This is a genomic window from Streptomyces sp. NPDC057854 (assembly GCF_042797055.1).
Lineage (GTDB): Bacteria > Actinomycetota > Actinomycetes > Streptomycetales > Streptomycetaceae > Streptomyces.
In genome coordinates this window covers 330150-352395 of sequence record NZ_JBHVMF010000002.1, presented here as the reverse complement: position 1 = coordinate 352395, position 22246 = coordinate 330150, and the positions used below count along the sequence as shown (strand labels likewise).

At 72.8% G+C, this 22246-nt stretch carries 22 protein-coding genes; 12 read left to right on the top strand and 10 right to left on the bottom strand.

Annotated elements, in window-relative coordinates; all coding sequences use genetic code 11:
- Window positions 1-2 precede the first annotated feature (2 nt).
- Window positions 3-530 carry an SRPBCC domain-containing protein gene (locus ACFVQZ_RS05895; protein WP_030495180.1) on the top strand — a complete coding sequence of 176 codons (528 nt, stop codon included), beginning with the start codon at window positions 3-5 and terminating at the stop codon, window positions 528-530.
- 8 nt (window positions 531-538) lie between these two features.
- Here ACFVQZ_RS05895 and ACFVQZ_RS05890 read toward each other — a convergent pair whose 3' ends face one another.
- The 5 genes from ACFVQZ_RS05890 to ACFVQZ_RS05870 form a co-directional block, all read right to left on the bottom strand.
- Complete coding sequence (locus ACFVQZ_RS05890) at window positions 539-2014, bottom strand: MFS transporter (protein WP_383619948.1); 1476 nt, start codon at window positions 2012-2014, stop codon at window positions 539-541.
- A gap of 76 nt (window positions 2015-2090) precedes the next feature.
- Complete coding sequence (locus ACFVQZ_RS05885; protein WP_036414997.1) at window positions 2091-3281, bottom strand: aromatic acid exporter family protein; 1191 nt, start codon at window positions 3279-3281, stop codon at window positions 2091-2093.
- A gap of 151 nt (window positions 3282-3432) precedes the next feature.
- A complete protein-coding gene (locus ACFVQZ_RS05880) occupies window positions 3433-4965 on the bottom strand; it encodes a hypothetical protein (RefSeq protein ID WP_030495183.1) in 1533 nt (510 codons plus the stop codon).
- 4 nt (window positions 4966-4969) lie between these two features.
- Window positions 4970-7030 carry a hypothetical protein gene (locus ACFVQZ_RS05875; protein WP_383619945.1) on the bottom strand — a complete coding sequence of 687 codons (2061 nt, stop codon included), beginning with the start codon at window positions 7028-7030 and terminating at the stop codon, window positions 4970-4972.
- Window positions 7031-7190: 160 nt separating this feature from the next.
- Window positions 7191-7820 carry a flavodoxin family protein gene (locus tag ACFVQZ_RS05870; protein WP_383620005.1) on the bottom strand — a complete coding sequence of 210 codons (630 nt, stop codon included), beginning with the start codon at window positions 7818-7820 and terminating at the stop codon, window positions 7191-7193.
- Between the two features lie 170 nt (window positions 7821-7990).
- Here ACFVQZ_RS05870 and ACFVQZ_RS05865 point away from each other — a divergent pair, with 170 nt between their 5' ends.
- Window positions 7991-8911: a DMT family transporter gene (locus ACFVQZ_RS05865; protein WP_383619943.1), complete on the top strand. Its 921-nt coding sequence runs from the start codon at window positions 7991-7993 to the stop codon at window positions 8909-8911.
- Here ACFVQZ_RS05865 and ACFVQZ_RS05860 read toward each other — a convergent pair.
- On the bottom strand, window positions 8823-9704 hold the full coding sequence (locus ACFVQZ_RS05860; protein ID WP_383619941.1) for a LysR family transcriptional regulator: 882 nt from the start codon (window positions 9702-9704) through the stop codon (window positions 8823-8825). The genes ACFVQZ_RS05865 and ACFVQZ_RS05860 overlap by 89 nt on opposite strands.
- Entirely contained in the window at window positions 9704-10099 is a 396-nt protein-coding gene (locus tag ACFVQZ_RS05855) for a PLD nuclease N-terminal domain-containing protein (RefSeq protein WP_030495188.1), read from the bottom strand. Before ACFVQZ_RS05855 ends, ACFVQZ_RS05860 begins: the two co-directional genes overlap by 1 nt.
- 90 nt (window positions 10100-10189) lie before the next feature.
- Between ACFVQZ_RS05855 and ACFVQZ_RS05850 the strand changes: the two genes are divergently transcribed.
- From ACFVQZ_RS05850 to ACFVQZ_RS05840, 3 genes are read left to right on the top strand one after another with little or no spacing between them, the layout of a single operon-like run.
- On the top strand, window positions 10190-11647 hold the full coding sequence (locus ACFVQZ_RS05850) for a menaquinone biosynthesis decarboxylase (RefSeq protein ID WP_030495189.1): 1458 nt from the start codon (window positions 10190-10192) through the stop codon (window positions 11645-11647).
- On the top strand, window positions 11644-12546 hold the full coding sequence (mqnP, locus tag ACFVQZ_RS05845; RefSeq protein ID WP_383619938.1) for a menaquinone biosynthesis prenyltransferase MqnP: 903 nt from the start codon (window positions 11644-11646) through the stop codon (window positions 12544-12546). Before ACFVQZ_RS05850 ends, mqnP begins: the two co-directional genes overlap by 4 nt.
- A 10-nt stretch (window positions 12547-12556) precedes the next feature.
- A complete protein-coding gene (locus ACFVQZ_RS05840) occupies window positions 12557-13246 on the top strand; it encodes a UbiX family flavin prenyltransferase (RefSeq protein ID WP_030495191.1) in 690 nt (229 codons plus the stop codon).
- Here the strand turns inward: ACFVQZ_RS05840 and ACFVQZ_RS05835 are convergent.
- Window positions 13243-13368 (bottom strand): hypothetical protein, encoded by a 126-nt coding sequence (locus ACFVQZ_RS05835; protein ID WP_267883599.1) that lies wholly within the window; start codon window positions 13366-13368, stop codon window positions 13243-13245. The genes ACFVQZ_RS05840 and ACFVQZ_RS05835 overlap by 4 nt on opposite strands.
- A gap of 135 nt (window positions 13369-13503) precedes the next feature.
- On the opposite strand from ACFVQZ_RS05835, the gene ACFVQZ_RS05830 reads away from it, so the two are divergent.
- Together ACFVQZ_RS05830 and mqnE are read left to right on the top strand one after the other, a co-directional pair.
- Window positions 13504-13959 (top strand): Lrp/AsnC family transcriptional regulator, encoded by a 456-nt coding sequence (locus ACFVQZ_RS05830; RefSeq protein ID WP_030495192.1) that lies wholly within the window; start codon window positions 13504-13506, stop codon window positions 13957-13959.
- 51 nt (window positions 13960-14010) lie between these two features.
- Window positions 14011-15174, top strand: coding sequence for an aminofutalosine synthase MqnE (mqnE, locus tag ACFVQZ_RS05825; protein ID WP_030495193.1), 1164 nt, complete (start codon window positions 14011-14013; stop codon window positions 15172-15174).
- Window positions 15175-15231: 57 nt separating this feature from the next.
- Here mqnE and ACFVQZ_RS05820 read toward each other — a convergent pair whose 3' ends face one another.
- Together ACFVQZ_RS05820 and ACFVQZ_RS05815 are read right to left on the bottom strand one after the other, a co-directional pair.
- The gene (locus ACFVQZ_RS05820) at window positions 15232-16095 is read right to left on the bottom strand and encodes a helix-turn-helix domain-containing protein (protein ID WP_383619935.1); all 864 of its coding nucleotides are present in this window, start codon (window positions 16093-16095) and stop codon (window positions 15232-15234) included.
- 78 nt (window positions 16096-16173) lie between these two features.
- Window positions 16174-16707, bottom strand: coding sequence for a GNAT family N-acetyltransferase (locus ACFVQZ_RS05815; protein ID WP_383619933.1), 534 nt, complete (start codon window positions 16705-16707; stop codon window positions 16174-16176).
- Window positions 16708-16882: 175 nt separating this feature from the next.
- On the opposite strand from ACFVQZ_RS05815, the gene ACFVQZ_RS05810 reads away from it, so the two are divergent.
- The 5 genes from ACFVQZ_RS05810 to ACFVQZ_RS05790 all read left to right on the top strand — a co-directional run bounded on the left by ACFVQZ_RS05810 (window position 16883) and on the right by ACFVQZ_RS05790 (window position 22211).
- Window positions 16883-17146 (top strand): DUF4229 domain-containing protein, encoded by a 264-nt coding sequence (locus tag ACFVQZ_RS05810; RefSeq protein ID WP_030495196.1) that lies wholly within the window; start codon window positions 16883-16885, stop codon window positions 17144-17146.
- Between the two features lie 20 nt (window positions 17147-17166).
- Window positions 17167-17718 (top strand): UTRA domain-containing protein, encoded by a 552-nt coding sequence (locus tag ACFVQZ_RS05805; RefSeq protein ID WP_030495197.1) that lies wholly within the window; start codon window positions 17167-17169, stop codon window positions 17716-17718.
- Between the two features lie 395 nt (window positions 17719-18113).
- Window positions 18114-19451, top strand: a complete 1338-nt coding sequence (locus ACFVQZ_RS05800) for a dicarboxylate/amino acid:cation symporter (RefSeq protein ID WP_383619931.1) — start codon at window positions 18114-18116, stop codon at window positions 19449-19451.
- A gap of 156 nt (window positions 19452-19607) precedes the next feature.
- Window positions 19608-20198, top strand: coding sequence for a TetR/AcrR family transcriptional regulator (locus ACFVQZ_RS05795; protein WP_383620003.1), 591 nt, complete (start codon window positions 19608-19610; stop codon window positions 20196-20198).
- 165 nt (window positions 20199-20363) lie between these two features.
- Complete coding sequence (locus ACFVQZ_RS05790) at window positions 20364-22211, top strand: AMP-dependent synthetase/ligase (protein WP_383619929.1); 1848 nt, start codon at window positions 20364-20366, stop codon at window positions 22209-22211.
- Window positions 22212-22246 lie beyond the last annotated feature (35 nt).

The window sequence follows — 22246 nt, the reverse complement described above, 5'->3', positions numbered from 1 at the left end:
GTATGAGCGAGATACCCCGCGGCAGGAGCGAGACCCACGACGGCGACGCGCACCTGCTGCGGTACACGATCGAGCTGCCGCACCGGCAGGAGGCGGTCTGGGAGAAGATCGCCTCGCCGGAGGGACTGCCGTCCTGGCTGTGCGCGGCGGACCCGCTGGAGCCCCGGCTCGGCGGGAAGGTCACGCTCCGCTGGCTGAACGGCGACACGGAGGTCTCCGGGCGGGTCACCGCCTGGGACCCGGACCACGTCGCCGAGTACACGGTCGACGCCCCGCACGGACGGATCCGGTTCCACCTGGAACCGGCCGCCGGCGGGGCGTCGACCGTGCTGCGCTTCACCAACGAGATGCGCGGCGACCGGGAGCTGCTGCTCGACTGCCTGGCCGGCTGGCACGACCACTTCGAGCGGCTGCGGGACGCGCTGGACGGCCGCCCGACCGACTGGCGGCAGTGGACCACCGACCGCTGGAGCCGGCTGCGCGAGCTGTACGCCCAGGACACCGCGCCCTGGCCCAAGTGGGTCCCTTAGGGCACCCCTCAGGGGGCCCCGTCCGGCCGGACCGCCGAGAGCGGTTCGGCGATGTCCTCCAGCGAGCGGCGCTCCGCGTTCACCGCCAGGAAGGCCGCCACCAGGCCCGCCGCGCACATCAGGCCGGCCCCGATCTGGAAGGCGAGCACCGTGTCGCCGACCACCCCGGACTCCGTCAGCCCGGCGAAGATCAGCGGGCCGCTGATGCCGCCGGCCGCCGTGCCGAGGGCGTAGAAGAAGGCGATGGCCATGGCGCGGGTCTCCATGGGGAAGATCTCGGAGACGGTCAGATAGGCGCTGGACGCCCCGGCCGAGGCGAAGAACAGCACCACGCACCAGCAGGCCGTCAGGGTCGTCGCCGACAGCGAGCCCCGGTCGAAGAGCCACGCCGTGCCGAACAGCAGCAGGCCCGAGAGCAGGTACGTGCCCGAGATCATGATCCGGCGGCCGACGGTGTCGAAGAGCCGGCCGAGCAGCAGCGGCCCCAGGAAGTTGCCCGCCGCGATCACCGCGAAGTAGTAGCCGGTGCTGCCGGTCGGCACGTCGAAGAAGGTGATGAGGATCGAGCCGAAGCCGAAGGTGATCGCGTTGTACAGGAACGCCTGGCCGATGAAGAGCGACAGGCCGAGGACGGCGCGCCGGGGGTAGCGGCCGAAGACGGTCTTCGCGATCGTGCCGAAGCCGATGCTCTTGCGCTGGTGGATGGTGATCTCGCCGGCCGGCGGCGGCAGCGCCGCGCCCTTCTCCGCCTCGATCTCCCGCTCGACGGAGGAGACCAGCGTCTCGGCCTCCTCGCCGTGCCCGTGGATGAACTGCCAGCGCGGACTCTCCGGGACGTGCCGGCGCACCAGCAGGATGACGAGGCCGAGGACGACGCCGAGGGCGAAGCTGAGCCGCCAGCCGAGGTCCTGCGGGAAGATGTCGGTGTCGAGCATGACCACCGACAGCAGGGCGCCGCCGACCGCGCCCAGCCAGTAGCTGCCGTTGATGATCAGGTCGACGCGTCCCCGGTAGAGGGACGGGATCAGCTCGTCGATCGCGGAGTTGATGGCCGCGTACTCGCCGCCGATGCCGAAGCCGGTGAGGAAGCGGAAGAGGAAGAACCACCAGGACTCGAAGGACAGCGCCGTCATCGCCGTGGCGCCGAGGTACACCGCCAGGGTGATCATGAAGAGCTTCTTGCGGCCGTAGCGGTCGGTCAGCCAGCCGAAGAACAGCGCGCCCGAGCAGGCGCCCGCCACGTACAGCGCGGCGGCCACCCCGGTGACCTGGGCGGCCGTGATGTCGAGGCCGCTGCCCTCCTCGGCCAGCCGGCCGGCGACGTTGCCGACGATGGTGACCTCGAGGCCGTCGAGGATCCAGACGGTCCCCAGGCCGATGACGATCATCCAGTGCCAGCGGGACCAGGGAAGGCGGTCCAGCCGGGCCGGTACGGCCGTGGTCACCGTTCCCGTCCCGGCGTCCGCGGAAGACGGCGCGCTCATGGTTCTCCTCTCGTCGTTGCCTCGCATGCCCCGCCGCGCGTTCGGGGGGGCGTCTGCACGGTCCTCTCCCGTCCGGTCAGCGTCCGGTGCGGACGCGGGCGCGGAGGGCGGCCCAGCGGTCGCGGCGGGTGAGGCGGGCCCGGCGGGCGCGGCGCTCGGCCGCCTGCCGGTCCAGCTCCTCCATCAGCCTGCGGCCCCGGTGCTCGGGGTCGAGCTCGTCGAGGATCCGGTCGAGCTCGGCGAGCATCGCCCCGTACAGCTGCCAGCCCCGCGGGTCGGCGAGCGCCTGGGCGAGGAGCCGGTCGGCGGCGTCGTCCCGGCAGGCCCGGGCCGCCCGCAGCTCGCCCGCGAGCCGGGTCTCCGCCGCCTCGGCGGCCTCGCTGCCGCGGGCGGTGACGAGGACGGCGAAGCTGACGAGGGCGTCGGCGGTGTACTGGGCGGTCTCCCGGACGGCGAGCGCGGCCCGGTCCGGCAGCAGCGCCCGCCCGTCGCGGTGTTTCGCCAGGTCGGTGAGGGTGCGGGCGAGGACCCGCAGGACGACGGCGCTGATCTCCAGGGTGTCGAGGCCGGTGCGGAGCACCACCCGGTGGAGCATGCCCTCCTTGACGCGCGGGTTGAACCGCAGGCTGTCCTCGGCGGTGCGCAGGGCGCCGTCGACGTCGGCGACGTCGTTGTCGAGGCGGCGGGCCTCGTGGAGCCGGGCGGCGGCCCGTTCGACGGGCGGCGCGCCGGTGAACTCGTCCGCCACGTCGAGGAGCAGCAGCCGCATGCGCCGGGCCAGGTCCTCGATGGACTCGCCGGCGGTGTCGACCCAGACGGGCGGGGCGAGGAACAGGTTGAAGAGCATGCCGACGACGGCGCCGATCAGGGTCTCCAGGACCCGGTCCCAGGCCGTGTCGGAGACCTGGGTGACGCCGAGGACGAGCATGGCGCTGATGGCGACCTCGGGGATGAACTCCTCGACCCGGACGAGCCGGCCGACCAGCAGCGACGCCAGGATCACCAGGGCGAGGCTCCACCAGGAGAGGCCGACGACGACGCTGAACGCGATGGCGATGAGGACGCCGACGACGACCGAGTTCACCCGCCGCAGACTGGTGGTGAGCGTGGAGTACAGCGTGACCTGGACGACCAGCAGGGCGGTGAGGGGCGCGGTGAGCGGGACCGGTTCGCTGCTGAGCCGGAGGGCGACGACGTAGCTGAGGGTGGCGGCGGCCGTGGACCGCAGGGTCTGCACGGCGAACGGGTCGCGGCGGAGTCGTGCCATCAGCCCGTCGTCCAGGACCCGTCCCGCTCCGCCGCGCGCCACGTCCCACCTCGTCCCGTCGCCTCGCCCGCCCCCTAGGGGCCCTCAGGACGACCGCCTGCCCGGCCGGCCGCGGGGTCATGCGCGGATACGGCCGGGCGGACGCGGGATGTCATCCCCGCTTCGGGGGCAGGCAGCTCGTGGCCGGCGGGTCCTTCTCGGGCCAGGCGATCTCGACGAAGCGCTGGGTGCCGTCGGGGGCCAGCTCGACGATGGGGACCGCCTTGTTGTACGGGTTGCCGTGGTTGTCGAGGCAGATCCAGCCGCTCGCGCCCTCGACCCGCAGCGAGCCCTTGACCTGCGGCCACTGGGTGCCGACGTCGGCGAGCTCCGGGTAGGGGGCGTTCGCCGGGGTGGCCTGGCGGATCGCGTGGACGGCCGTCGCCATGGCGTCGTACGCGACGATCGCCTGCCCGTCCCGCAGCGGGATCGGCTTGCGGTCGGCGCGGGCGATGTCGGTGAGGAAGGTCTCGAAGGCGACGACCGAGCCGCCGGTGGCCGGCACCGGCCGGCCGGGCGCCGGCTTCCAGGCGTCGGGGTGGGCGAGGGCCGCGTACCGGACGGTCAGCTTCTTGCCGAGGGCCGCGCGGTTCAGCTTGGGGTCGGCGCCGAGGTAGGAGCCCTCGTCGCCGGTGAGGACGGTGAAGGCGCGGTCGGAGCAGCCGCGGGAGCCGAGCGCGTTGATGAACTGGCGGAGCTGGGTGTGGCGGCCGGCGAAGAAGACGGTGTCGGCGCGGGTGTCGCAGAGCAGCAGGGTGATCTGGCGGAAGGTGTTGGCGGTGGTGCCCTCCTCGGTGTCCTTCTTCGGCGAGGTGTAGAGCTGCGGCTCGTACGGGGCGCCCTTGAGGGAGGCGGCGAAGGCGGTCCGCAGGGTGTCGATGTAGTGGTCGCCGGTGCGGGAGTCCTGGACGAGGATGGCGCGGCCCGCGTCGATCTCGCCGAAGTTCGCCAGCGCCTTCGCCTCGTCGCCGTTGGTGGGGGAGACCCGGGCGAGGCCGGGGAAGGGGTCGCGGCCGGGGCCGTTGGCGAGGTCGTCGGCGGTGATGGTGGTGCCGACGACGGCGATCCCGGCGCCGGTCAGCGCGGCGACCGCCTCCCGTACCTCGGCGGACGAGGTGGCGACGCCGGAGACGGCGCGGAGCCGGTCGGGGGCGCCGGTCATGGCGGTGAGCCGGTCGACGACGGTGCGCCAGTGGGCGTTGCGCTCGCCGGTGTTGGCGAGGACGAGCCGGATCTTGGGGGTCTCGCTGTTCGACTCGTGGTTGGCCCGGTACTGGTAGGCGTACGCGCCCTGCAGTTCGCGGAGGATCTTGTCGGCGGTGCCGGGATCGGTGGCGGTGATCGGCAGGAGGAGGGCGACGGTGGCGTACTCGCCGTCCTTCAGGGTGGCGTTCTCGCGGCCGATGGCGGCGGTGATCGCGGTGAGGGCGGGGACGCGGAAGTCGTGTCCGGTGCCGTCGACGCCGATGCACTCGGTGCTGCCGGCGGGGCGGGCGACCCCGGCGGCGCAGGAACGGTCCTCCGGTTCGAGGTACGTGGCGAGGCCCCAGCCGCCGAGTCCGGCGACGAGGGCGACGGCGACGAGGGTGCTGAGGAGCTTCTGCCGGGGTGTCCAGAAGAAGCGGCGGCGCAGCCGGTCGAGCATGGCGTCAGACTCCGTCCTCGCGCCCCGGCGGCAGCGAGAGCCGTCGCCAGGCGCGGATGTCCCGCGGCCAGTGGCCGGCCGCGTCCCACAGTGGACCGCTGCCGGTGAGGTGGCGGCCGGAGAGCCGGCGCAGTTCGTGCGCCAGCCGGTCGGCGACCTCCTCGTCGGGCAGCGCGAGCGGATCGGTGAGCAGCCATACGGCGTGCAGCAGGCGCCGTACGGCGAGGTGCAGTTCGGCGGCGTCGGGGCCGAGGCCGTCGGGGATCGCCGGGTCGGGGTCCTGGCCGAGGGCGACGGCCCGCCGCGGGTCGGGCCCGGTGCGGCCGCGCTCCCGGGGGTACGGGGCCGAGGCGACGAACCGCAGCAGGCCGAGCCAGCCGAGGACGTCCGGGCCGGGGAAGGTGAGCCGCAGGTGGGCGACGGCCTCGGCGGTGTCGCCGAGGGCGAGGTCGTGATGGAGCCGGTGCGGTCCGGGCTGCGGCCCGTAGTGGCGGCGCAGCGTCTCGTGGACGGCCCGCCAGGCCGAGTACGCCGGGTGGTCGTCGTCCTCGAAGCGGAGCCGGTGCAGCAGCAGGGCGCGCAGCAGCGGGTCGCCGACGAAGTGGCCGGGGTGGTCGGCCCAGTGTTCGGCGCGCAGCCGGTCGCGGACCCGGAGGGCGACGTCGCCGTCGAGGGATTCGGCGGGCAGCCGGGCCTGGGCGAGACGGCGGGCGGAGTCCTCGTCGTGGGCGGCGGCGAGCACCGCGTACGGACCCGGCCGGGGGACCGGGAGGAGCGCGGCGAGCAGGGCGGGGGCGACCGGCACGGGCTCGGTGTCCTCGCGGAGCTCCACGGTGAGGTCGAGCAGGCCGCCGGGGGTGAGGGCGGCGCGGACGGCGGGCGGTGCCTCGCCGGCGGCGCGGGCCAGCAGGTCGACGCCGAGCGGACGGCCGCCGGTGAGCCGGTGGACGGCCCGGGCCAGGTCGGCGGGGGCGCGGTCGGCCGGGTCGTGGCGGTCGAAGGCGGCGCGGGTCTGGGTGGGGGTGAGCGGGGTGAGCTCGACGGCGAGGAGGCCGGAGCCGACCCGGCTGGTGCGCGGGCAGGGCGCCTGGTGGGCGGTCTCGGGCAGCCGGACGCGGGTGGCGTGGCGCAGTGCCTCGTGGTCGGGGAGCCGGGAGGCGGCGAGCACCACGGTGTGGTCGCGGCGGCCGTCGGCGCGAGCCCGCAGAATCGGTTCGACCAGGGCGCGGCCGACGGGCTCGTGGGCGTTGTCGAGGAGGACGAGGGGCCGGCCGACGCGGCTGCCGAGCTTCAGTCCGGTGTAGGCGCGGTGCAGGTCCTCGGTGAGGGTGAGGGTGAGGAAGCCCTCGGCCTCGGCCCGGCGGGCGCCGCCCTGCGCGAAGTCGACGGCGAGCTGCTGGAGTCCGGCCCGGCCGCGCCCGCCGGCGTTGCGGTAGCCGCCGAACCAGTCCTCGGGCGCCTTCCTGAAGACGCCGAAGAACTCCTCGACGACGGTCTCGACGGTCGCCTCCGCGACCAGTCCGGCGAAGGGCGCGCCGGCCTCGGCGGCGGTGCCGGCCAGCTTGGCGAGGACCTTGCCGACCCAGGACGCGGCGGCGGCCCGGCCGGCGTCGACGGTGGCGAGCAGCGGCCCGAGCCGCAGCAGGTCGCGGCGGGCCCGCTCGTCGTCCTCGCGGGTCCAGCCGACCGAGGTGACGGCGACCAGGCCGAGCGACAGCCGCGGGAACGGCACGGCCTTGAACGCCTCGCCGCGCGGCGCCAGTTGGAGGGCCAGCTCGGCGAGCGCGCCGGTGACCGGGGACCAGCCGGCACCGTGGTCGGCGGGCTCCTCGACGGCGGCGCAGTCGAGGAGGGCGAGCGGGGTGAAGCCGCGGTACCGGTTGCGGATCTCCTTGAGCAGCACGGTCTTTCCCATGCCGCGCCCGCCGGTGAAGACGGTCACCGGCGGGTCCTCGCCGTGCTCGTACGCCACCCGGCCGCGGCCGTACGGCCCGAGTCCGACGAGGCGCGCCGCGAGCCCGCGCGCCTCCAGAACCGCCTCGCGGCCGTACAGCTCTCTGTCCACCCGCCACCCCCGTCGCAGTCAACTCAACCTTATCGACGGTGTGTTGGGAACTGGAGAGTCTTTTCGGGACTGTTGCCGAGGCGTTGCCGGGCCACCGGGCCCGCGCCGGGGCGGGCCCGGTGAGGGCGGCCGGGGGCGCCGGGGGCGCCCGGCGCGCGCCTCACGCCGCCGCGTCGGCCTGCGCCGTCTCCTTCTCGTAGGCGAAGAGGGCCGGCGGGGTGGGGCCCTGGAAGAAGGTCTTGGCGCGGATCAGGGCCTGCTCGTCGGCGCGGACGCGGCCGGGGCGGGAGCCGGTGCCGAGGAGGACGCCGCCGAAGAGCATGCGCATGTAGGCCGCCGAGTTGTGCAGGGCGGTCGTCAGGCCGTCCGCGACGACGTGCTCGTCGTGCGCCATGGCCGTCACGCCCCACAGGGTGCGGCCCGCCATGCGCTCCTTGAAGTCGGAGCCCGGCATGTTCAGCCAGCCCGACCAGTAGTCCAGGTAGCGCTTGGTCTGCGCGGAGAGCGTGTACCAGTACAGCGGGGAGACGATGACGACGTCCGTCGCCTCCACCGTGGCCCGCAGCAGCTCCCGCTCCACCTCGCCGGGCTCGTGGCCCGCGCTCTCGTGCCGGCCGTCCTGGAAGTCGGGCAGGTCGAGGGCGTTCAGGTCCACCCACCGCTGCCGGGTGCCGGCGGGCAGGTGGGCGGCGGCCTCGCGGGCCAGGATCTCGGAGTTGCCGTCGGAGCGGGAGCTGCCGAGGACGAAGAGGAACGAGCGGTCAGCGCCGGGCTCGGCGTCGAAGGTCATGTCTGCTGCTCCGGTCTCGTGGGTGCGCCGCGTGCGGTCGGTCACCCGTTCCCAACCCGCCCCCGCGCAGCGGTATTCCGGGCCCCATCGGCAGCGCCGATCGGGCCCATCGGAAGGACGCCGCGGCAGCGCGTGGACCCGGTGCCGCCCCCGTCCGTAGCGTCGTCGGCATGAGAAACGAGACCCGCGGAACGCTGGAACTGACCGTCGCCATGGTGCTGTCCGGCACCCTCGGCGTCTTCGTCGTCGAGTCGGGCGCCTCGCCCTTCGAGGTGGTGTTCTTCCGCTGCCTCTTCGGGGCCGTCGCGCTCGGGCTGTACAGCCTCGCCCGCGGCTACCTCACGGGGCACGGCTTCACCGCCCGCTCGTTCGGACTCGCCCTGCTCGGCGGCGTGTTCATCGTCTTCAACTGGGTGTTCCTCTTCGAGGCGTACGCCGCCGCCTCCATCTCCCTCGCCACCGTCGTCTACCACACCCAGCCGTTCTTCCTCGTGCTGCTCAGCGCGCTCTTCCTGCGCGAGCGGATCCCGGCCGGCAAGCTCGGCTGGCTCGCGGTCGCCTTCGCCGGCCTGGTGCTGGTCTCCGGGGTGCGGCCGGGCGACACCGGCTCCCTCGCCGGCCTCGGGTACGCGCTCGCCGCCGCCGTGCTGTACGCGCTCGCCACCTTCGTGACCAAGCGGATCACCGGCGTACGGCCGCACCTGATCGCCCTCGTGCAGGTGGCCGCCGGAGTGCCGCTGCTGCTGCCCTTCACCGACCTCGGCGCGGTCTCCGGGCTCGGCGCGGGCTGGGTGTGGCTGGCGGGTCTCGGCCTGATCCACACCGGGCTGATGTACGTCCTCATGTACGCGGCCTACGCCAAGCTGCCCACCCCGAAGATCGCGGTGCTCGCCTTCACCTACCCGGCGGTCGCGATGCTCGTCGACTGGGCGGTGTACGGGCACCACATCGGCCTCGTGCAGGCGCTCGGCGTCCCGCTGATCGTCCTCGCCAGCCTGAAGGTCACTCTCGGGCGAGCCGCCGCGCCTGCTCCACGAACAGGCGCACGTGCGACGGAAGCCGCTTCCCCCGTCGCCACGCGAGCTGCGTGAAGAGCGTGAAAGGCGGCTCCCAGCCGAGCTCGGCCAGCGCCCCGGACGCCAGTTCCTCCTGGACGGCGATCCGGGGCAGCAGCGCGATCCCGAGCCCGGACGCCACCGCCCGCTTGCTCGCCTCGATCGTGCCGAACTCCAGGAACTCCGCGCGGGTGCCCGCCGACGCCGCCAGCTCCGCCTCGAAGAGGTCCCGGTAGGCGCAGCCCGGCTCGGTGCCGATCAGGCCGGCGCCCGTGAGATCGGCGGTGACCAGGTCCGTACGGCCCGCGAGCGGGTGGCCGGGGGCGGCGACCAGGGCCAGCGGCTCCGGCCCCAGGACCTCCGTCTCCAGGCCCTCGTGCGCGGTCTCGGCCTCCATCAGGAACCCCAGGTCGTACGTGCCCTGCCGCAGCGCCCGCCGGGTCGCGTCGCCGAGCGTCGGGCGCAGGGACAGCCGGACGGCGGGGTGGCGGTGGTGGACGTACTCCAGGAGCGGCGGGAGCCGGTAGGTGGTGAGGGACTCCATGGTCCCGATGGCGATCGTCCCGGCGGGCTCCCCGGCGGCGACGGCGGCCCGCGCCTCCTCGGCCAGCTCGGCCATGCGGCGCGCGTACGGCAGCAGCCGCTCGCCGGCGCCGGTGAGCCGGATCCGGCCGCCGAGCCGGTCGAACAGCTCGGTGCCGAGGGCCGTCTCCAGCGCCTTGACCTGGGACGTCACGCTGGACTGGGCGTAGCCGAGTTCGGCGGCGGCGCGGGTGAAGGAGAGGACTTCGGCGACCTTCTCGAAGGTGGCGAGGAGGCGCAGTTCCATCAGCTCTCCTTGTCCTCGCCCTCTTCGCGGCGCTTCTCGGGGCGGTTCTCCGGGCGGTCCTCCCCGCGGCGCTCCGGCTCGCCCTCCGGGTCCCGGGGCCGCGACCCGCCGGTCCGCTCGTCGCCCAGCGACTTCAGGAACTCGGGGTTGTCGTCCGGGGCCACCCAGCCGCCGCCCCGGCCGCCCCAGCCGCCCCGCCCGCCCCGGGCCGGGGTGTGCCGGGCCTTGCCCGCGAAGAGCCACACCACCGGTCCGACCACCCAGAACAGCAGGATGATGATCACCCACACCACCTTGGGCAGGTGCTTGACCTCGTCCTCGGGGGTGTTCAGGCAGTCGATGAAGGCATAGATCGTCAGCGCCAGCGGCAGAAGGATCATCAGTGCCCTGAGCATGTGGAACAGCCCCCTGGAAGCGGTGGCGGGGGCGCGTCGAACCGGCCCCGGTGACGACTCCAGCCTAGCCGGTGACCGATACTTGCCCGTATGGCTTACGACGATCTCCGCTCGCTGCTCAGGGCCCTTGAGCGCGAAGGCGACCTCAAGCGCATCAAGGCCGAAGTCGACCCGTACCTGGAGGTCGGGGAGATCGTCGACCGGGTGAACAAGGCGGGAGGGCCCGCGCTGCTCTTCGAGAACGTGAAGGGCTCCTCCATGCCCCTCGCGATGAACGTCTTCGGCACGGACCGCAGGCTCCTCAAGGCGCTCGGCCTGAAGTCGTACGGGGAGATCAGCGAGAAGATCGGCGGGCTGCTCAAGCCCGAGCTGCCGCAGGGCTTCATCGGCGTCCGCGAGGCCTTCGGCAAGCTGGGCTCGATGGTCCACGTGCCGCCGAAGAAGGTGAAGTCCTCCGACGCGCCCGTGCAGGAGGTTGTCCTCACCGGCGACGACGTCGACCTCGACACGCTGCCCGCGCTGTTCACCTGGCCCAAGGACGGCGGCTCCTTCTTCAACCTGGGCCTCACCCACACCAAGCACCCCGAGACCGGCGTGCGGAACCTGGGGCTCTACCGGCTCCAGCGCCACGACAAGCGCACCATCGGCATGCACTGGCAGATCCACAAGGACAGCCGCAACCACTACGCGGTCGCCGCCGAGCGCGGCGAGCGGCTGCCGGTCGCGATCGCCTTCGGCTGCCCGCCGGCCGTCACGTACGCCTCCACCGCCCCGCTCCCCGGCGACATCGACGAGTACCTCTTCGCCGGCTTCGTGCAGGGCAAGCGGATCGAGATGGTCGACTGCAAGACCGTCCCCCTCCAGGTCCCGGCCAACGCCGAGGTCGTCATCGAGGGCTGGCTGGAGCCCGGCGAGATGCTCCCCGAGGGCCCCTTCGGCGACCACACCGGCTTCTACACCCCGCAGGAACCGTTCCCCGCGCTGACGATCGACTGCGTCACCATGCGCAAGCGCCCGCTGCTCCAGTCGATCGTGGTCGGCCGGCCGCCGACCGAGGACGGACCGCTGGGACGGGCGACGGAGCGGTTCTTCCTGCCGCTGCTCAAGATCATCGTGCCGGACATCGTCGACTACCACCTGCCGGAGTCGGGCGGCTTCCACAACTGCGCGATCGTCTCGATCGACAAGAAGTACCCGAAGCACGCGCAGAAGGTCATGCACGCCATCTGGGGCGCCCACATGATGTCGCTGACCAAGCTGATCGTCGTGGTCGACAAGGACTGCGACGTGCACGACCTGCACGAGGTGGCCTGGCGGGCCCTCGGCAACACCGACTACGCCCGCGACCTGACCGTCGTCGAGGGCCCGGTCGACCACCTGGACCACGCCTCCTACCAGCAGTTCTGGGGAGGCAAGGCGGGCATCGACGCCACGAGGAAGCTGCCGGAGGAGGGCTACACCCGGGACGGCGGCTGGCCGGACATGGTGGAGTCGGACCCGGCGACGGCCGCCCTGGTGGACCGCCGCTGGAAGGAGTACGGGCTGTGACCACGGCCGCCGTGCCCGGCGCCCAGCCCGGCCGCACCAGGGCGTTCCTGCGGCTCGTGATGATCGAGCACTCGGTCTTCGCGCTGCCCTTCGCCTACATCGCCTCGCTCACCGCGATGTTCCAGTTGGACAAGAAGATCGACTGGTGGACGCTGCTCCTCGTCACCGTCTGCATGGTGGGCCTGCGGACCTTCGCGATGGCCTGCAACCGGATCATCGACCGCGAGATCGACGCGCGTAATCCGCGCACGGCCAACCGGGAGCTGGTCACGGGCGCGGTGTCGGTGCGCTCCGCGTGGACCGGGGCCGGGATCGCGGTCGTCGTCTTCCTCGGCGCCGCCGCGCTGCTCAACCCGCTGTGCCTGGCGCTCGCGCCGCTCGCCGTCGTCCCGATGGTGGTCTACCCGTACGGCAAGCGGTTCACGAACTTCCCGCACGCGATCCTCGGCCTCGCGCAGGCCATAGGGCCCATCGGCGCCTGGCTCGCGGTGACCGGGGAGTGGTCCTGGGACGCGGTGATCCTGGGGCTCGCGGTCGGCGTGTGGATCGGCGGCTTCGACCTGATCTTCGCCTGCCAGGACGTGCAGGCGGACCGGGCGCACGGCGTGATGTCGGTGCCGGCCCGCTTCGGCATCCCGGCGGCGCTGTGGGGCGCCCGCGCCTCTGCCGTCGTCACCACGGGCCTGCTGGTCTGGTACGCGCTCGCCACCGGCGCCGGCCTGTTCTTCTGGATCGGCCTGGTGATCGTCGTCGCGGCCTTCTGCTACGAGCACTCGATCGTGAAGCCGCACGACCTGTCGCGCCTGAACCGGGCGTTCTTCACGACGAACGGGTTCATCGGCATCAGCCTCTTCGTCTGCGCCCTGCTCGACCTCCTGGTCCGCGGGCTCACCCTCTAGGCTCGGCGCCATGGACGACGGCAAGCGCACCCCGTGGGTCGTGGGGGTTTCCGGGGCGTCGGGGACGCCGTACGCGGCTTCCGTGCTGCGGGGGCTGCTCGCCGCGGGGGAGGGCGTCGACCTGGTGGTGTCGCGGGCCTCGCGGCTCACCCTGCTCGACGAGACGGGGATCGCCTTCCGGGACGCGCACTGGCGCGAGGACCTGGCGGCGTGGCTGGCGCGGGGCGCGGACGGGAAGCCGGACGCGTACGACGTGCCGGTGGACGCCCTGGGCGACGTGCGGTACTGGCCGGCCGGCGACCTGGCGGCGGGGCCGTCCTCGGGGTCGTACCCGGCGAAGGGGATGCTGATCGTGCCGGCCTCGACCGCCGCGGTGGCGGGAGTGGCGCTCGGTCTGTCGAAGGACCTGTTGCAGCGGGTGGCGAGCGTGACGCTCAAGGAGCGGCGTCCGCTGGTCGTCGCGGTGCGGGAGACCCCGCTGAGCGGGCAGACGCTGAAGCAGATGGTGGCGCTGGACGAGGCGGGCGCCGTGGTGCTGCCCGCCTCACCGGCGTTCTACGCGGGGGCGACGCACATCCAGGACCTGGTGGACTTCGTCGCGGGGCGGGTGCTCGACGCGGCGGGAGTGCCGCACGAGCTGTACCGCCGGTGGCGGGGAGAACTCGGAGGAGGAGCTCCGGGGGTTCCCCGTGCCGGTTAGCGCTTCTTCGCGGCCTTCTTCGGGGCGCGCTTCGAGGCGGAGGCGGTCTGGTGGGCACGCGAGCGGTTGGCCAGGTCCTGCAGCTCGCGCATACGGGCGTAGGCCATCTCGATCGTGTACACGGTGTTCTCACTCCTGAAAGATCGTCGTTGATCTGTCGCTGATCTGTTGAAAGATTCGCAGGGTGACGGCCCTGCATGCCTTAGATTCTACACCTAAACTTGCGGTATCGCTGGACAATGGAAGGTCGTATACCTATGGACGCCGTGGACAGGCAGCTCATCCAGGCCCTGCGCGAGAACGGCCGCGCCTCGTACGCCGAGCTGGGACGGCTCGTCGGGCTCTCCGGCCCCTCCGTCACCGACCGCATCAACCGCCTGGAGGCGGCCGGGGTCATCACCGGCTACCGCGCCACCGTCGACGCCGCCTCGCTCGGCCTCGGCGTCACCGCCCTCATCGGCATCTCGCTCTCCGACGCCGCCGACCACGAGGACGTGGCCCGCCGCCTGAAGGACCTCGCCGAGATCGAGGACTGCTGGTTCATCGCCGGCGACGACTCCTTCATGCTCAAGGTCCGCGCCAGCGACGTCGACGGCCTGGAGAAGACGATCCGCCGCCTCTCCGGCACCAAGGGCGTCTCCCGCACCCGCACCACCATCGTCCTCTCCACCAAGTGGGAGAACCGGGTCGGGGACCTGCCCGAAGAGGGCTGAGAGTACGGTGGTGAAGCCTGATTTCGTCGGATACATGGGAGGCGGCCGGAGATGGACGCTGGGCTCAAGCGGGAGCTGGAGCAGAAGGTGCTCGCCGGTGAGCGGCTGAGCCGTGAGGACGGCATCGCCCTCTACGACTCCGACGACCTCGCCTGGCTCGGCGGGCTGGCCCACGAGGTCCGGACCCGCAAGAACGGCGACGTGGTCCACTTCAATGTCAACCGGCATCTGAACATGACCAACGTCTGCACCGCCTCCTGCGCCTACTGCTCGTTCCAGCGCAAGCCGGGCGAGAAGGACGCGTACACCATGCGCATCGAGGAGGCCGTGCGCCTCGCGAAGGCCATGGAGAGCGAGAACCTCACCGAGCTGCACATCGTCAACGGCCTCCACCCCAACCTGCCGTGGCGGTACTACCCGCGCTCCCTCTCCGAGCTGAAGAAGGCGCTCCCGAACGTCTCCCTCAAGGCCTTCACCGCCACCGAGATCCACCACTTCGAGACCATCTCGGGGATGTCGGCCTCCGACATCCTCGACGAGCTCATCGAGGCCGGCCTGGAGTCGCTGACCGGCGGCGGCGCCGAGATCTTCGACTGGGAGGTCCGGCAGCACATCGTGGACCACCGCACCCACTGGGAGGACTGGTCCCGGATCCACCGGCTCGCCCACTCCAAGGGCCTGAAGACCCCCTCGACGATGCTGTACGGGCACATCGAGGAGCCGCGCCACCGCGTCGACCACGTGCTGCGGCTGCGGGAGCTCCAGGACGAGACCGGCGGTTTCCAGGTCTTCATCCCGCTGCGCTACCAGCACGACTTCGTGGACATGCAGGACGGCAAGGTCCGCAACAAGCTCCAGGCCCGCACGACCATGGCGACCGGCGCGGAGGCGCTGAAGACCTTCGCGGTCTCCCGGCTCCTCTTCGACAACGTGCCGCACGTCAAGGTCTTCTGGGTCATGCACGGTGTGCAGACCGCCCAGCTCGCGCTCCAGCACGGCGCCGACGACATGGACGGCTCGGTGGTCGAGTACAAGATCACGCACGACGCCGACAACTACGGCACGCCGAACAAGCTCACCCGCGAGGACCTGCTGGAGCTGATCCGCGACGCCGGCTTCCGGCCGGTCGAGCGGAACACCCGGTACGAGATCATCCGCGAGTACCCGGGCCCGGACCCGGACCGGCGGGAGACGCCGCAGGCGATGCGCGTCTGACGCGGCGCGCACGCGAGGGGCCCGGCGGGTGACGTACCCCGCCGGGCCCCTCGCGTCTCAGGACGCGTGCCGCACCGGGATCCACAGCTCCGCCGCCGCCGTCTTCCAGTCCTCCGACGGGCGGACGGACAGGATCTCCGGGCCGGGGCGGCTCTCGTACGGGTTCGACGGGAACCACTCGGTGAAGACGTCCCGCCACAGGTACTGCAGCGCCTGCGGGTAGGGGCCCTCGTTCTCGAAGACGTCCCAGGTGCCGGCGGGGACGTGCAGCGTCTCGTACTCCTCCGCCCCCTCCGGGCCGGTCACCGCGCCGTACCAGTGGTCGAGCTCGGCGCCCTCCTCGCGGCTGTCGGTGAGGTGCACGACCGCCGAGACCAGCCCGGCCGGCTCCCCGGCCGACAGCGCGGCCAGCGCCGCCAGGCGATCCTGTCCCAGGCCCCGGATCTGTGCGGCGATCGCCGGGTTCTCGCCCTCGTGGACGAGCGGGACCCGGGCCCTGCTGCCGGTGATCCCGAAGGCGTCCCGGGTCGTGACGCGGTACTTCATGCTGCTGTTCCCTTCGACGACGAGGCGGAAGGACATGCGCGGCTGGGCGGTGAGCGCGGCGCCGGTGCGGCGGGCCTCACCGGGCCCGATGCCGTGGACCGCGCGGAACGCCCGGGCGAACGCCTCGCCGGAGCCGTAGCCGTACCGGACGGCGATCTCCAGCAGCGTCCGCTCCCCGGCCAGCACCTCGGCGCCCGCGACGGTGAGCCGCCGGCGGCGCACGTACTCCGACAGCGGCATCCCCGCGAGGGCGGAGAAGAGCCGTCGGAAGTGGTACTCCGACGTGTGGGCGATCCGGGCCAGTTCGGCCGGGTCGAGGTCGCCGTCGAGGCGCGCCTCGACGTGGTCGAGGGCCCGGTTCAGTCCGTCCAGCACGGCTGGTCCTTCCTGTCTGGTGCGACGTCCTCACGGTAGGAACGGCTCGCGGTCCGGCACCCGACAATCCGTGCCCGGTCAGGTCAGGGTCAGCAGCATGGTGATGTCGTCGCGGTAGTCGTCGTCGGCCACGCGGATGGCGCCGGGGACGCGCCCGACCTCCTGGTAGCCGGCCTTCGCGTAGAAGGTGTCGGTGCCGGTGCCGCCCCGGACGCCGAGCCGGATCGCGTCGACGCCCTCGAAGCCGGGGGCGGTGCGGACGGCGCGCTCGACCGCCGCCATCAGGTCGCGGCCGTACCCCTTGCCCTGGTGCTTCGGGTGCACCATCACGGTGTACAGCCACACCCAGTGGGTCATGAGGCGGTGGGTGTTGAACGCGAAGACGGCGGTGGCGGCGACCGTGCCGTCCTCGTCCCGCCCGACCAGGAGCCGGTGGGTGCCCTGGGCCATGCCGACGAGGTGCTGGCGGAGCGCGGGGCGGACGTCGTCGCCGGTGACGGGTGCGACGAAGCCGACGGCGCCGCCCGCGTTGGTGACGTCGACCCAGAGGTCGAGGATGCTGTCGGTCAGGGCCTGGTCGACCGGCGGATCGACCTCGAAGGTAAGGGTCATATTGTGACCGTATCCCTTACTCGGCGATCGGATCAAGGCACTCCCGCCACCCCCTTCCGGCGCCCGCGCCACCGCGTGCTTCACTGGAGGGGCCGTCCCGTATGGGAAGGTTCGGCACGGCTCGCCACGGCTGGGAACGGCGCGCGACGGCTTCGGAAGGGAAGCGTGGACTGACATGCTCCGCTACTCGCTGATGCGGCTCGGCATCTTCGCCGGCTGCTTCTTCGCCCTGTGGGGCCTGGTGTACGTCGGCGCGCTGCCGCGCGGCCTCGGCGACTCCAACCTCCTGTGGGTCCTGCTCCTCGCCATCGTCGTCTCGGCCCCCCTGAGCTTCGTCCTGCTCCGCAAGCAGCGCGACTCCCTGAGCGCCGAGATCGTCGAGAAGGTCGACCGCGCCAAGGACCGCCTCCACGAGAACCGCACCCGCGAGGACGTCTGACCCCGGGCCGGGGCAGCCGCATGGCGGGCGACGCGTGGATCGCCGAGACCGCGCCCTACCTGACCCCGCGCGAGCCCGGGCAGAGCGACGCGTGGACCGACGAGGCCGCCCGGCGCGGCCGCCGCGGCGGCCAGCGGCTCCTCCACGCGGGCGAGGCGGACGCCCCTGAGGCGGTCCGCGCGGCCCTCGGGCTCGCCGTCGGCGCGCGCGTCGTCGTCAGGCGGCGGCTGATCCTGCTGGACGACCGGCCCGTGGAACTGGCCGACAGCTACTACCCCCTCTCCGTCGCCGGCGGCACGCCCCTCGCCGAACCGCGCAAGGTCCCCGGCGGCGCCGTCACCCTGCTCAAGGAGCTGGGGTACGTCGGCGCCGAGGTCGTCGAGGACGTGAGCGCGGACCTGGCCGGCCCGGAGGAACGCGAACACCTCGCCCTCCCGGAGGGCAGCGCCGTCCTCCGGCTGCTCCGGCTCACGCGGACCGCCGACGGGACGCCGATGGAGGCGTCGCTGATGACCATGCCGGCCGGCAGGCACCTCACGTACCGGCTGCCCGCCGAACGGCCCCCGGTGTGACGGCGGTGTGTGACGGCGGCGTGTAAGGGCTGCGTAAGGTTGCTCACAGATCACTTGCCCCTGGCGGGAGCTTTCCGGCTCTCACCAGGGGTGTTCTGTTTCGGTCACGGGCGTCCGGTTCTCGATCTCAAAGAACAGCTTTGAGGATCTCAAAGTTCAAGTGTTAACGTATCGGCCATGACGACAGCAGTGCGCCTCCACCACGCCCCGGGCATCCCGCTCGTGGCGCGCCTGCACGTCGATCTCTGCCGCTGTATGTCCGCGGCCTGTTGTCGCCGCGAGTCCTGAGGCCCCGCGCCTCCCCGGCAGCATGCAGCGGCGCCCCGTGCGAGAGAAGCACGGGCGAGTGCCGCACCCCCGTCCCGTATCCCCATACGCATCAGTGGAGTGTGTCCGTGTCCGCGTCCGCGTCCGCCACCGAGGCCAAGCCCTCGTCCCGGATACCGAAGGTCCCCTTCTGGGCCCAGATCGTCGCCGGTCTGGTGCTCGGCGTCCTGCTCGGGTGGATCGCCCGCAGCCAGGACGTCTCCTGGCTGAAGGAGACCCTCGCGCAGGTCGGCGACATCTTCGTCCAGCTGCTCAAGCTGGCCGTCGCCCCGCTCGTCTTCTTCGCCATCCTGGTGTCCATCACCAACCTGCGGAAGGTGAACAACGCCGCCCGGCTCGCCACCCGCACCCTCCTCTGGTTCATGATCACCTCGCTGATCGCGGTCGCCATCGGCCTCGCGATCGGCCTGATCACCAACCCCGGCGCCGGCACCGGCCTCACCCCGCAGGACGGCAAGCTGCCGAAGCGCGAGGGCTCCTGGATCGACTTCCTCACCGGCATCGTCCCGACCGACGTCATCACGCCCTTCACCGAGCTGAACGTCCTCCAGATCGTCTTCATGGCCGCCGTCGCCGGCATCGCCGCCCTCAAGCTCGGCGACAAGGCCCAGCCGATCCTCACCCTCTCCGAGTCGGTCCTGGAACTCCTCCAGAAGGCCCTGTGGTGGGTCATCCGCCTCGCCCCGCTCGGCACCGTCGGCCTCATCGGCTTCGCCATCGCCGACTACGGCTGGGAGCTCATCGGCAAGTACGCGACCTTCACCGCCGACGTCTACATCGGCTGCGCCCTGGTCCTCTTCGGCGTCTACCCGCTGCTGCTCGCCACCGTCGCCAAGGTCAACCCGCTCCAGTTCTTCAAGGGCGCCTGGCCCGCCATCCAGCTGGCCTTCGTCTCCCGCTCCTCGGTCGGCACCATGCCGGTCACCCAGAAGGTCACCGAGCGCCTCGGCGTCCCGAAGGAGTACGCCTCCTTCGCCGTCCCGTTCGGCGCCACCACCAAGATGGACGGCTGCGCCGCGATCTACCCGGCGCTCGCCGCGATCTTCATCGCGCAGATCTTCGACGTGCAGCTCGGCATCGGCGACTACCTGCTGATCGCCTTCGTCTCGGTGATCGGCTCCGCCGCCACCGCCGGCCTCACCGGCGCCACGGTCATGCTGACCCTGACCCTCTCCACCCTGGGCCTCCCCCTGGAGGGCGTCGGCCTCCTCATGGCGATCGACCCGATCCTGGACATGATGCGCACGGCGACGAACGTGGCCGGCCAGGCACTGGTCCCGGTGATCGTCTCCGCCCGCGAGAAGATCCTCGACGTCACCGCGTACGAGAACGCCTCCTCGTCCCCGATCGACGAGCTGGGCTCCCGGGACGCCGAGCCGAAGACGGCGGTCGCCGCCGCGGCCTGACCCCGCCCCGCGTACCCCACGTGCCCCTCGCCCCCGTCCGGGCGGGGGGCACGTAGGCTTTGGCGGGCGCGCCGGACGATCATGGGCGGGACAGCGAGGGCGGAGAGGGACGTGGCGGGGACCAAGAGGCTGCCGCGGGCCGTGCGGGAGCGGCAGATGATGGACGCCGCCGTGGCGTGTTTCGCGCGGGCGGGGTACCAGGCGGCGTCGATGGACGAGATCGCCGAGCTGGCCGGGGTGTCGAAGCCGCTGGTCTACCTGTACCTGAACTCCAAGGAGGAGCTGTTCACCGCCTGCATCCGGCGGGAGGCGGAGGCGCTGCTCGGGGCCGTCGCCGCGGTCGTGGGGGACACCGCCGCGCCGCCGGACGAGCGGTTGTGGGCGGGGCTGCTGGCGTTCTTCGGGCACGCGGCGGACCATCCGGACGCCTGGGCGGTGCTGAGCCGGCACGCGCGGACGCAGGGCGAGCCGTTCGCGACCGAGGCGGCGCGGATGCGGGAGGAGATCACGGACTTCGTGACCGGGCTGATCGGCGAGGCGGCGCGGGCGGCGCACGGGCCGGTCGACATCGGCGAGCGGGACGTGGCGGCGCTGGCGCAGGCCCTGGTCGGGTCGGCCGAGTCGCTGGCGACGTGGGCCAACGAGACGCCCGGGGTGACGGCGCGGGAGGCCGCCGCGACGCTGATGAACTTCGCCTGGTCCGGGCTCGGGAATCTCATGAAGAACGAGCGCTGGTCTCCCCGCTGAGCCTTACCGGGCAGTAAGGTTACCGGCCAGTCCCCCCGGGCGGGTCCGTGAGGGCTCCGTACGGCCGCACGTCCGCTCCACGACGCACGACGCACGCACACGCACGACGTACGCACGACGCACGACGCACCACCTTCGTCCATCGCGCAGACCGAGGAGCCGCCCGTGCCGTCCGACCTCGCCCTCCTCCGCGTCGACGGCCGGGTCCGGGAGGCCGCCGCGCCCGCCCTCGTCCCCCTCGTGGACCGCGGATCGCTCGCCGACCTGCCGTACGACAACGCCCGCCATCACCCCGACGCCGTCGTCTTCTCCCGCAAGGACGCCGACGGACGCTGGACGGACGTGACCGCCGCCCGGTTCGCCGCCGAGGTGCACGCCGTCGCCAAGGGGCTCGTCGCCCACGGGCTCCGCCCCGGCGACCGGCTCGCGCTGATGGCCCGGACGACCTACGAGTGGACGCTCCTCGACTTCGCCGCCTGGGCCGCCGGACTCGTCACCGTCCCCGTGTACCCCACCGCCTCCGCCTTCCAGACCCGCTGGATCCTCCAGGACTCCGGCGCCGTCGCCTGCGTGGTCGAGGACGCGGACCAGGGCCGGCTCGTCTCCGCCGAACGCCGGCAGCTCCCGGGCCTCGCCCACCTGTGGGTCCTCGGCGCCGGAGCCGTGCGGCAGCTGCGCGAGGCCGGCGCGCGCGTCCCCGACGAGACGGTCACCGCCCGGCGCGGACTCCTCACCCCCGACGCCCTCGCCACCCTCGTGTACACCTCCGGCACCACCGGCCGGCCCAAGGGCTGCGCCCTCACCCACGCCAACTTCTTCGCCGAGGTCGACAACGCGATCCGGCTGCTCCACCCCGTCTTCGCGCCCGAGGGCGGCGAACCGCCCGCCACCCTCCTCTTCCTGCCGCTCTCGCACGTCTTCGGGCGGATGGTCGCGGTCGGCTGCGTCCGCGCCCGGGTGCGCGTCGGGCACGCGCCGGCCGTGGAGGGCGACGCGCTCCTCGACGACCTGGCCGCCTTCCGGCCGACGTTCCTCCTCGCGATCCCGTACGTGATGGAGAAGGTGTACGACCGGGCCCGCGCCACCGCCGAACGCTCCGGCCGGGGCGCCGCCTTCGACCGCGCCGCGCGCACCGCCCGCCGCTACGGGCGGGGCGGGACGCCGCCGCTGTCGGTGCGGGCCGCCCGCGCCCTGTACGACCCGCTGGTCTACCGGCGGATCCGGGCGGCGCTCGGCGGCCGGGTGCGGTACGTGATCTGCGGCGGCGCGCCGCTGGGCGTGCGGCTCGCGGAGTTCTTCCGCGGGGCGGGCGTCGAGGTCTTCGAGGGGTACGGCCTCACGGAGACCACCGCCGCGTCCACCGTCACCCCGCCGCTCGCGCCGCGCACCGGCACGGTCGGCCTTCCGCTGCCCGGCACCGCCGTCCGGATCGCCGACGACGGCGAGGTGTGGCTGCGCGGCCCGCACGTCTTCGCCGGCTACTGGGACGCGCGGCGCGGCACCGCCGTCCCGCACACCGACGGCGGCTGGTTCCCCACCGGCGACGTCGGCGCCCTCGACGACGACGGCTACCTCACCCTCACCGGCCGCAAGAAGGACCTCCTCGTCACGACCGCCGGCAAGAACGTCGCGCCCGCGCCGCTGGAGGACCGGCTGCGCGCCCATCCGCTCGTGGCCCAGTGCATGGTGGTCGGCGACGGCCGGCCGTACGTCGCCGCGCTGATCACCCTCGACCACGAGGGCCTCGCCCACTGGCGGCGCATGCGGGGCAAGGACCACCTGGCGCTGTGGGAGCTGGCCCGCGACGACGAACTGCTCGCGGTGGTCCGGCAGGCGGTGGACGACGCCAACCGGCTGGTCTCCCGGGCCGAGTCCATCCGCGCCTTCCGGATCGTGACCACCGGGTTCTCCGAGTCGTCCGGCCACCTCACCCCGTCGCTGAAGCTCCGGCGGCGGGCGGTGCTGCGGGACTTCGCGCGGGAGGTCGAGGAGATGTACGCGGATCCCCTCTAGCGGATCCCCTCCAGGGGAGAGGTACGCGCGGATCC

Excerpts from the sequence above, each read along its gene's own strand:
- ACFVQZ_RS05895 (WP_030495180.1), top strand. The coding sequence starts at position 3 with ATGAGCGAGATACCCCGCGGCAGGAGCGAGACCCACGACGGCGACGCG.
- ACFVQZ_RS05890 (WP_383619948.1), bottom strand. The coding sequence starts at position 2,014 with ATGAGCGCGCCGTCTTCCGCGGACGCCGGGACGGGAACGGTGACCACG.
- ACFVQZ_RS05885 (WP_036414997.1), bottom strand. The coding sequence starts at position 3,281 with ATGGCACGACTCCGCCGCGACCCGTTCGCCGTGCAGACCCTGCGGTCC.
- ACFVQZ_RS05880 (WP_030495183.1), bottom strand. The coding sequence starts at position 4,965 with ATGCTCGACCGGCTGCGCCGCCGCTTCTTCTGGACACCCCGGCAGAAG.
- ACFVQZ_RS05870 (WP_383620005.1), bottom strand. The coding sequence starts at position 7,820 with ATGACCTTCGACGCCGAGCCCGGCGCTGACCGCTCGTTCCTCTTCGTC.
- ACFVQZ_RS05865 (WP_383619943.1), top strand. The coding sequence starts at position 7,991 with ATGAGAAACGAGACCCGCGGAACGCTGGAACTGACCGTCGCCATGGTG.
- ACFVQZ_RS05860 (WP_383619941.1), bottom strand. The coding sequence starts at position 9,704 with ATGGAACTGCGCCTCCTCGCCACCTTCGAGAAGGTCGCCGAAGTCCTC.
- ACFVQZ_RS05855 (WP_030495188.1), bottom strand. The coding sequence starts at position 10,099 with ATGCTCAGGGCACTGATGATCCTTCTGCCGCTGGCGCTGACGATCTAT.
- ACFVQZ_RS05850 (WP_030495189.1), top strand. The coding sequence starts at position 10,190 with ATGGCTTACGACGATCTCCGCTCGCTGCTCAGGGCCCTTGAGCGCGAA.
- ACFVQZ_RS05840 (WP_030495191.1), top strand. The coding sequence starts at position 12,557 with ATGGACGACGGCAAGCGCACCCCGTGGGTCGTGGGGGTTTCCGGGGCG.
- ACFVQZ_RS05830 (WP_030495192.1), top strand. The coding sequence starts at position 13,504 with ATGGACGCCGTGGACAGGCAGCTCATCCAGGCCCTGCGCGAGAACGGC.
- mqnE (WP_030495193.1), top strand. The coding sequence starts at position 14,011 with ATGGACGCTGGGCTCAAGCGGGAGCTGGAGCAGAAGGTGCTCGCCGGT.
- ACFVQZ_RS05815 (WP_383619933.1), bottom strand. The coding sequence starts at position 16,707 with ATGACCCTTACCTTCGAGGTCGATCCGCCGGTCGACCAGGCCCTGACC.
- ACFVQZ_RS05810 (WP_030495196.1), top strand. The coding sequence starts at position 16,883 with ATGCTCCGCTACTCGCTGATGCGGCTCGGCATCTTCGCCGGCTGCTTC.
- ACFVQZ_RS05805 (WP_030495197.1), top strand. The coding sequence starts at position 17,167 with ATGGCGGGCGACGCGTGGATCGCCGAGACCGCGCCCTACCTGACCCCG.
- ACFVQZ_RS05795 (WP_383620003.1), top strand. The coding sequence starts at position 19,608 with ATGATGGACGCCGCCGTGGCGTGTTTCGCGCGGGCGGGGTACCAGGCG.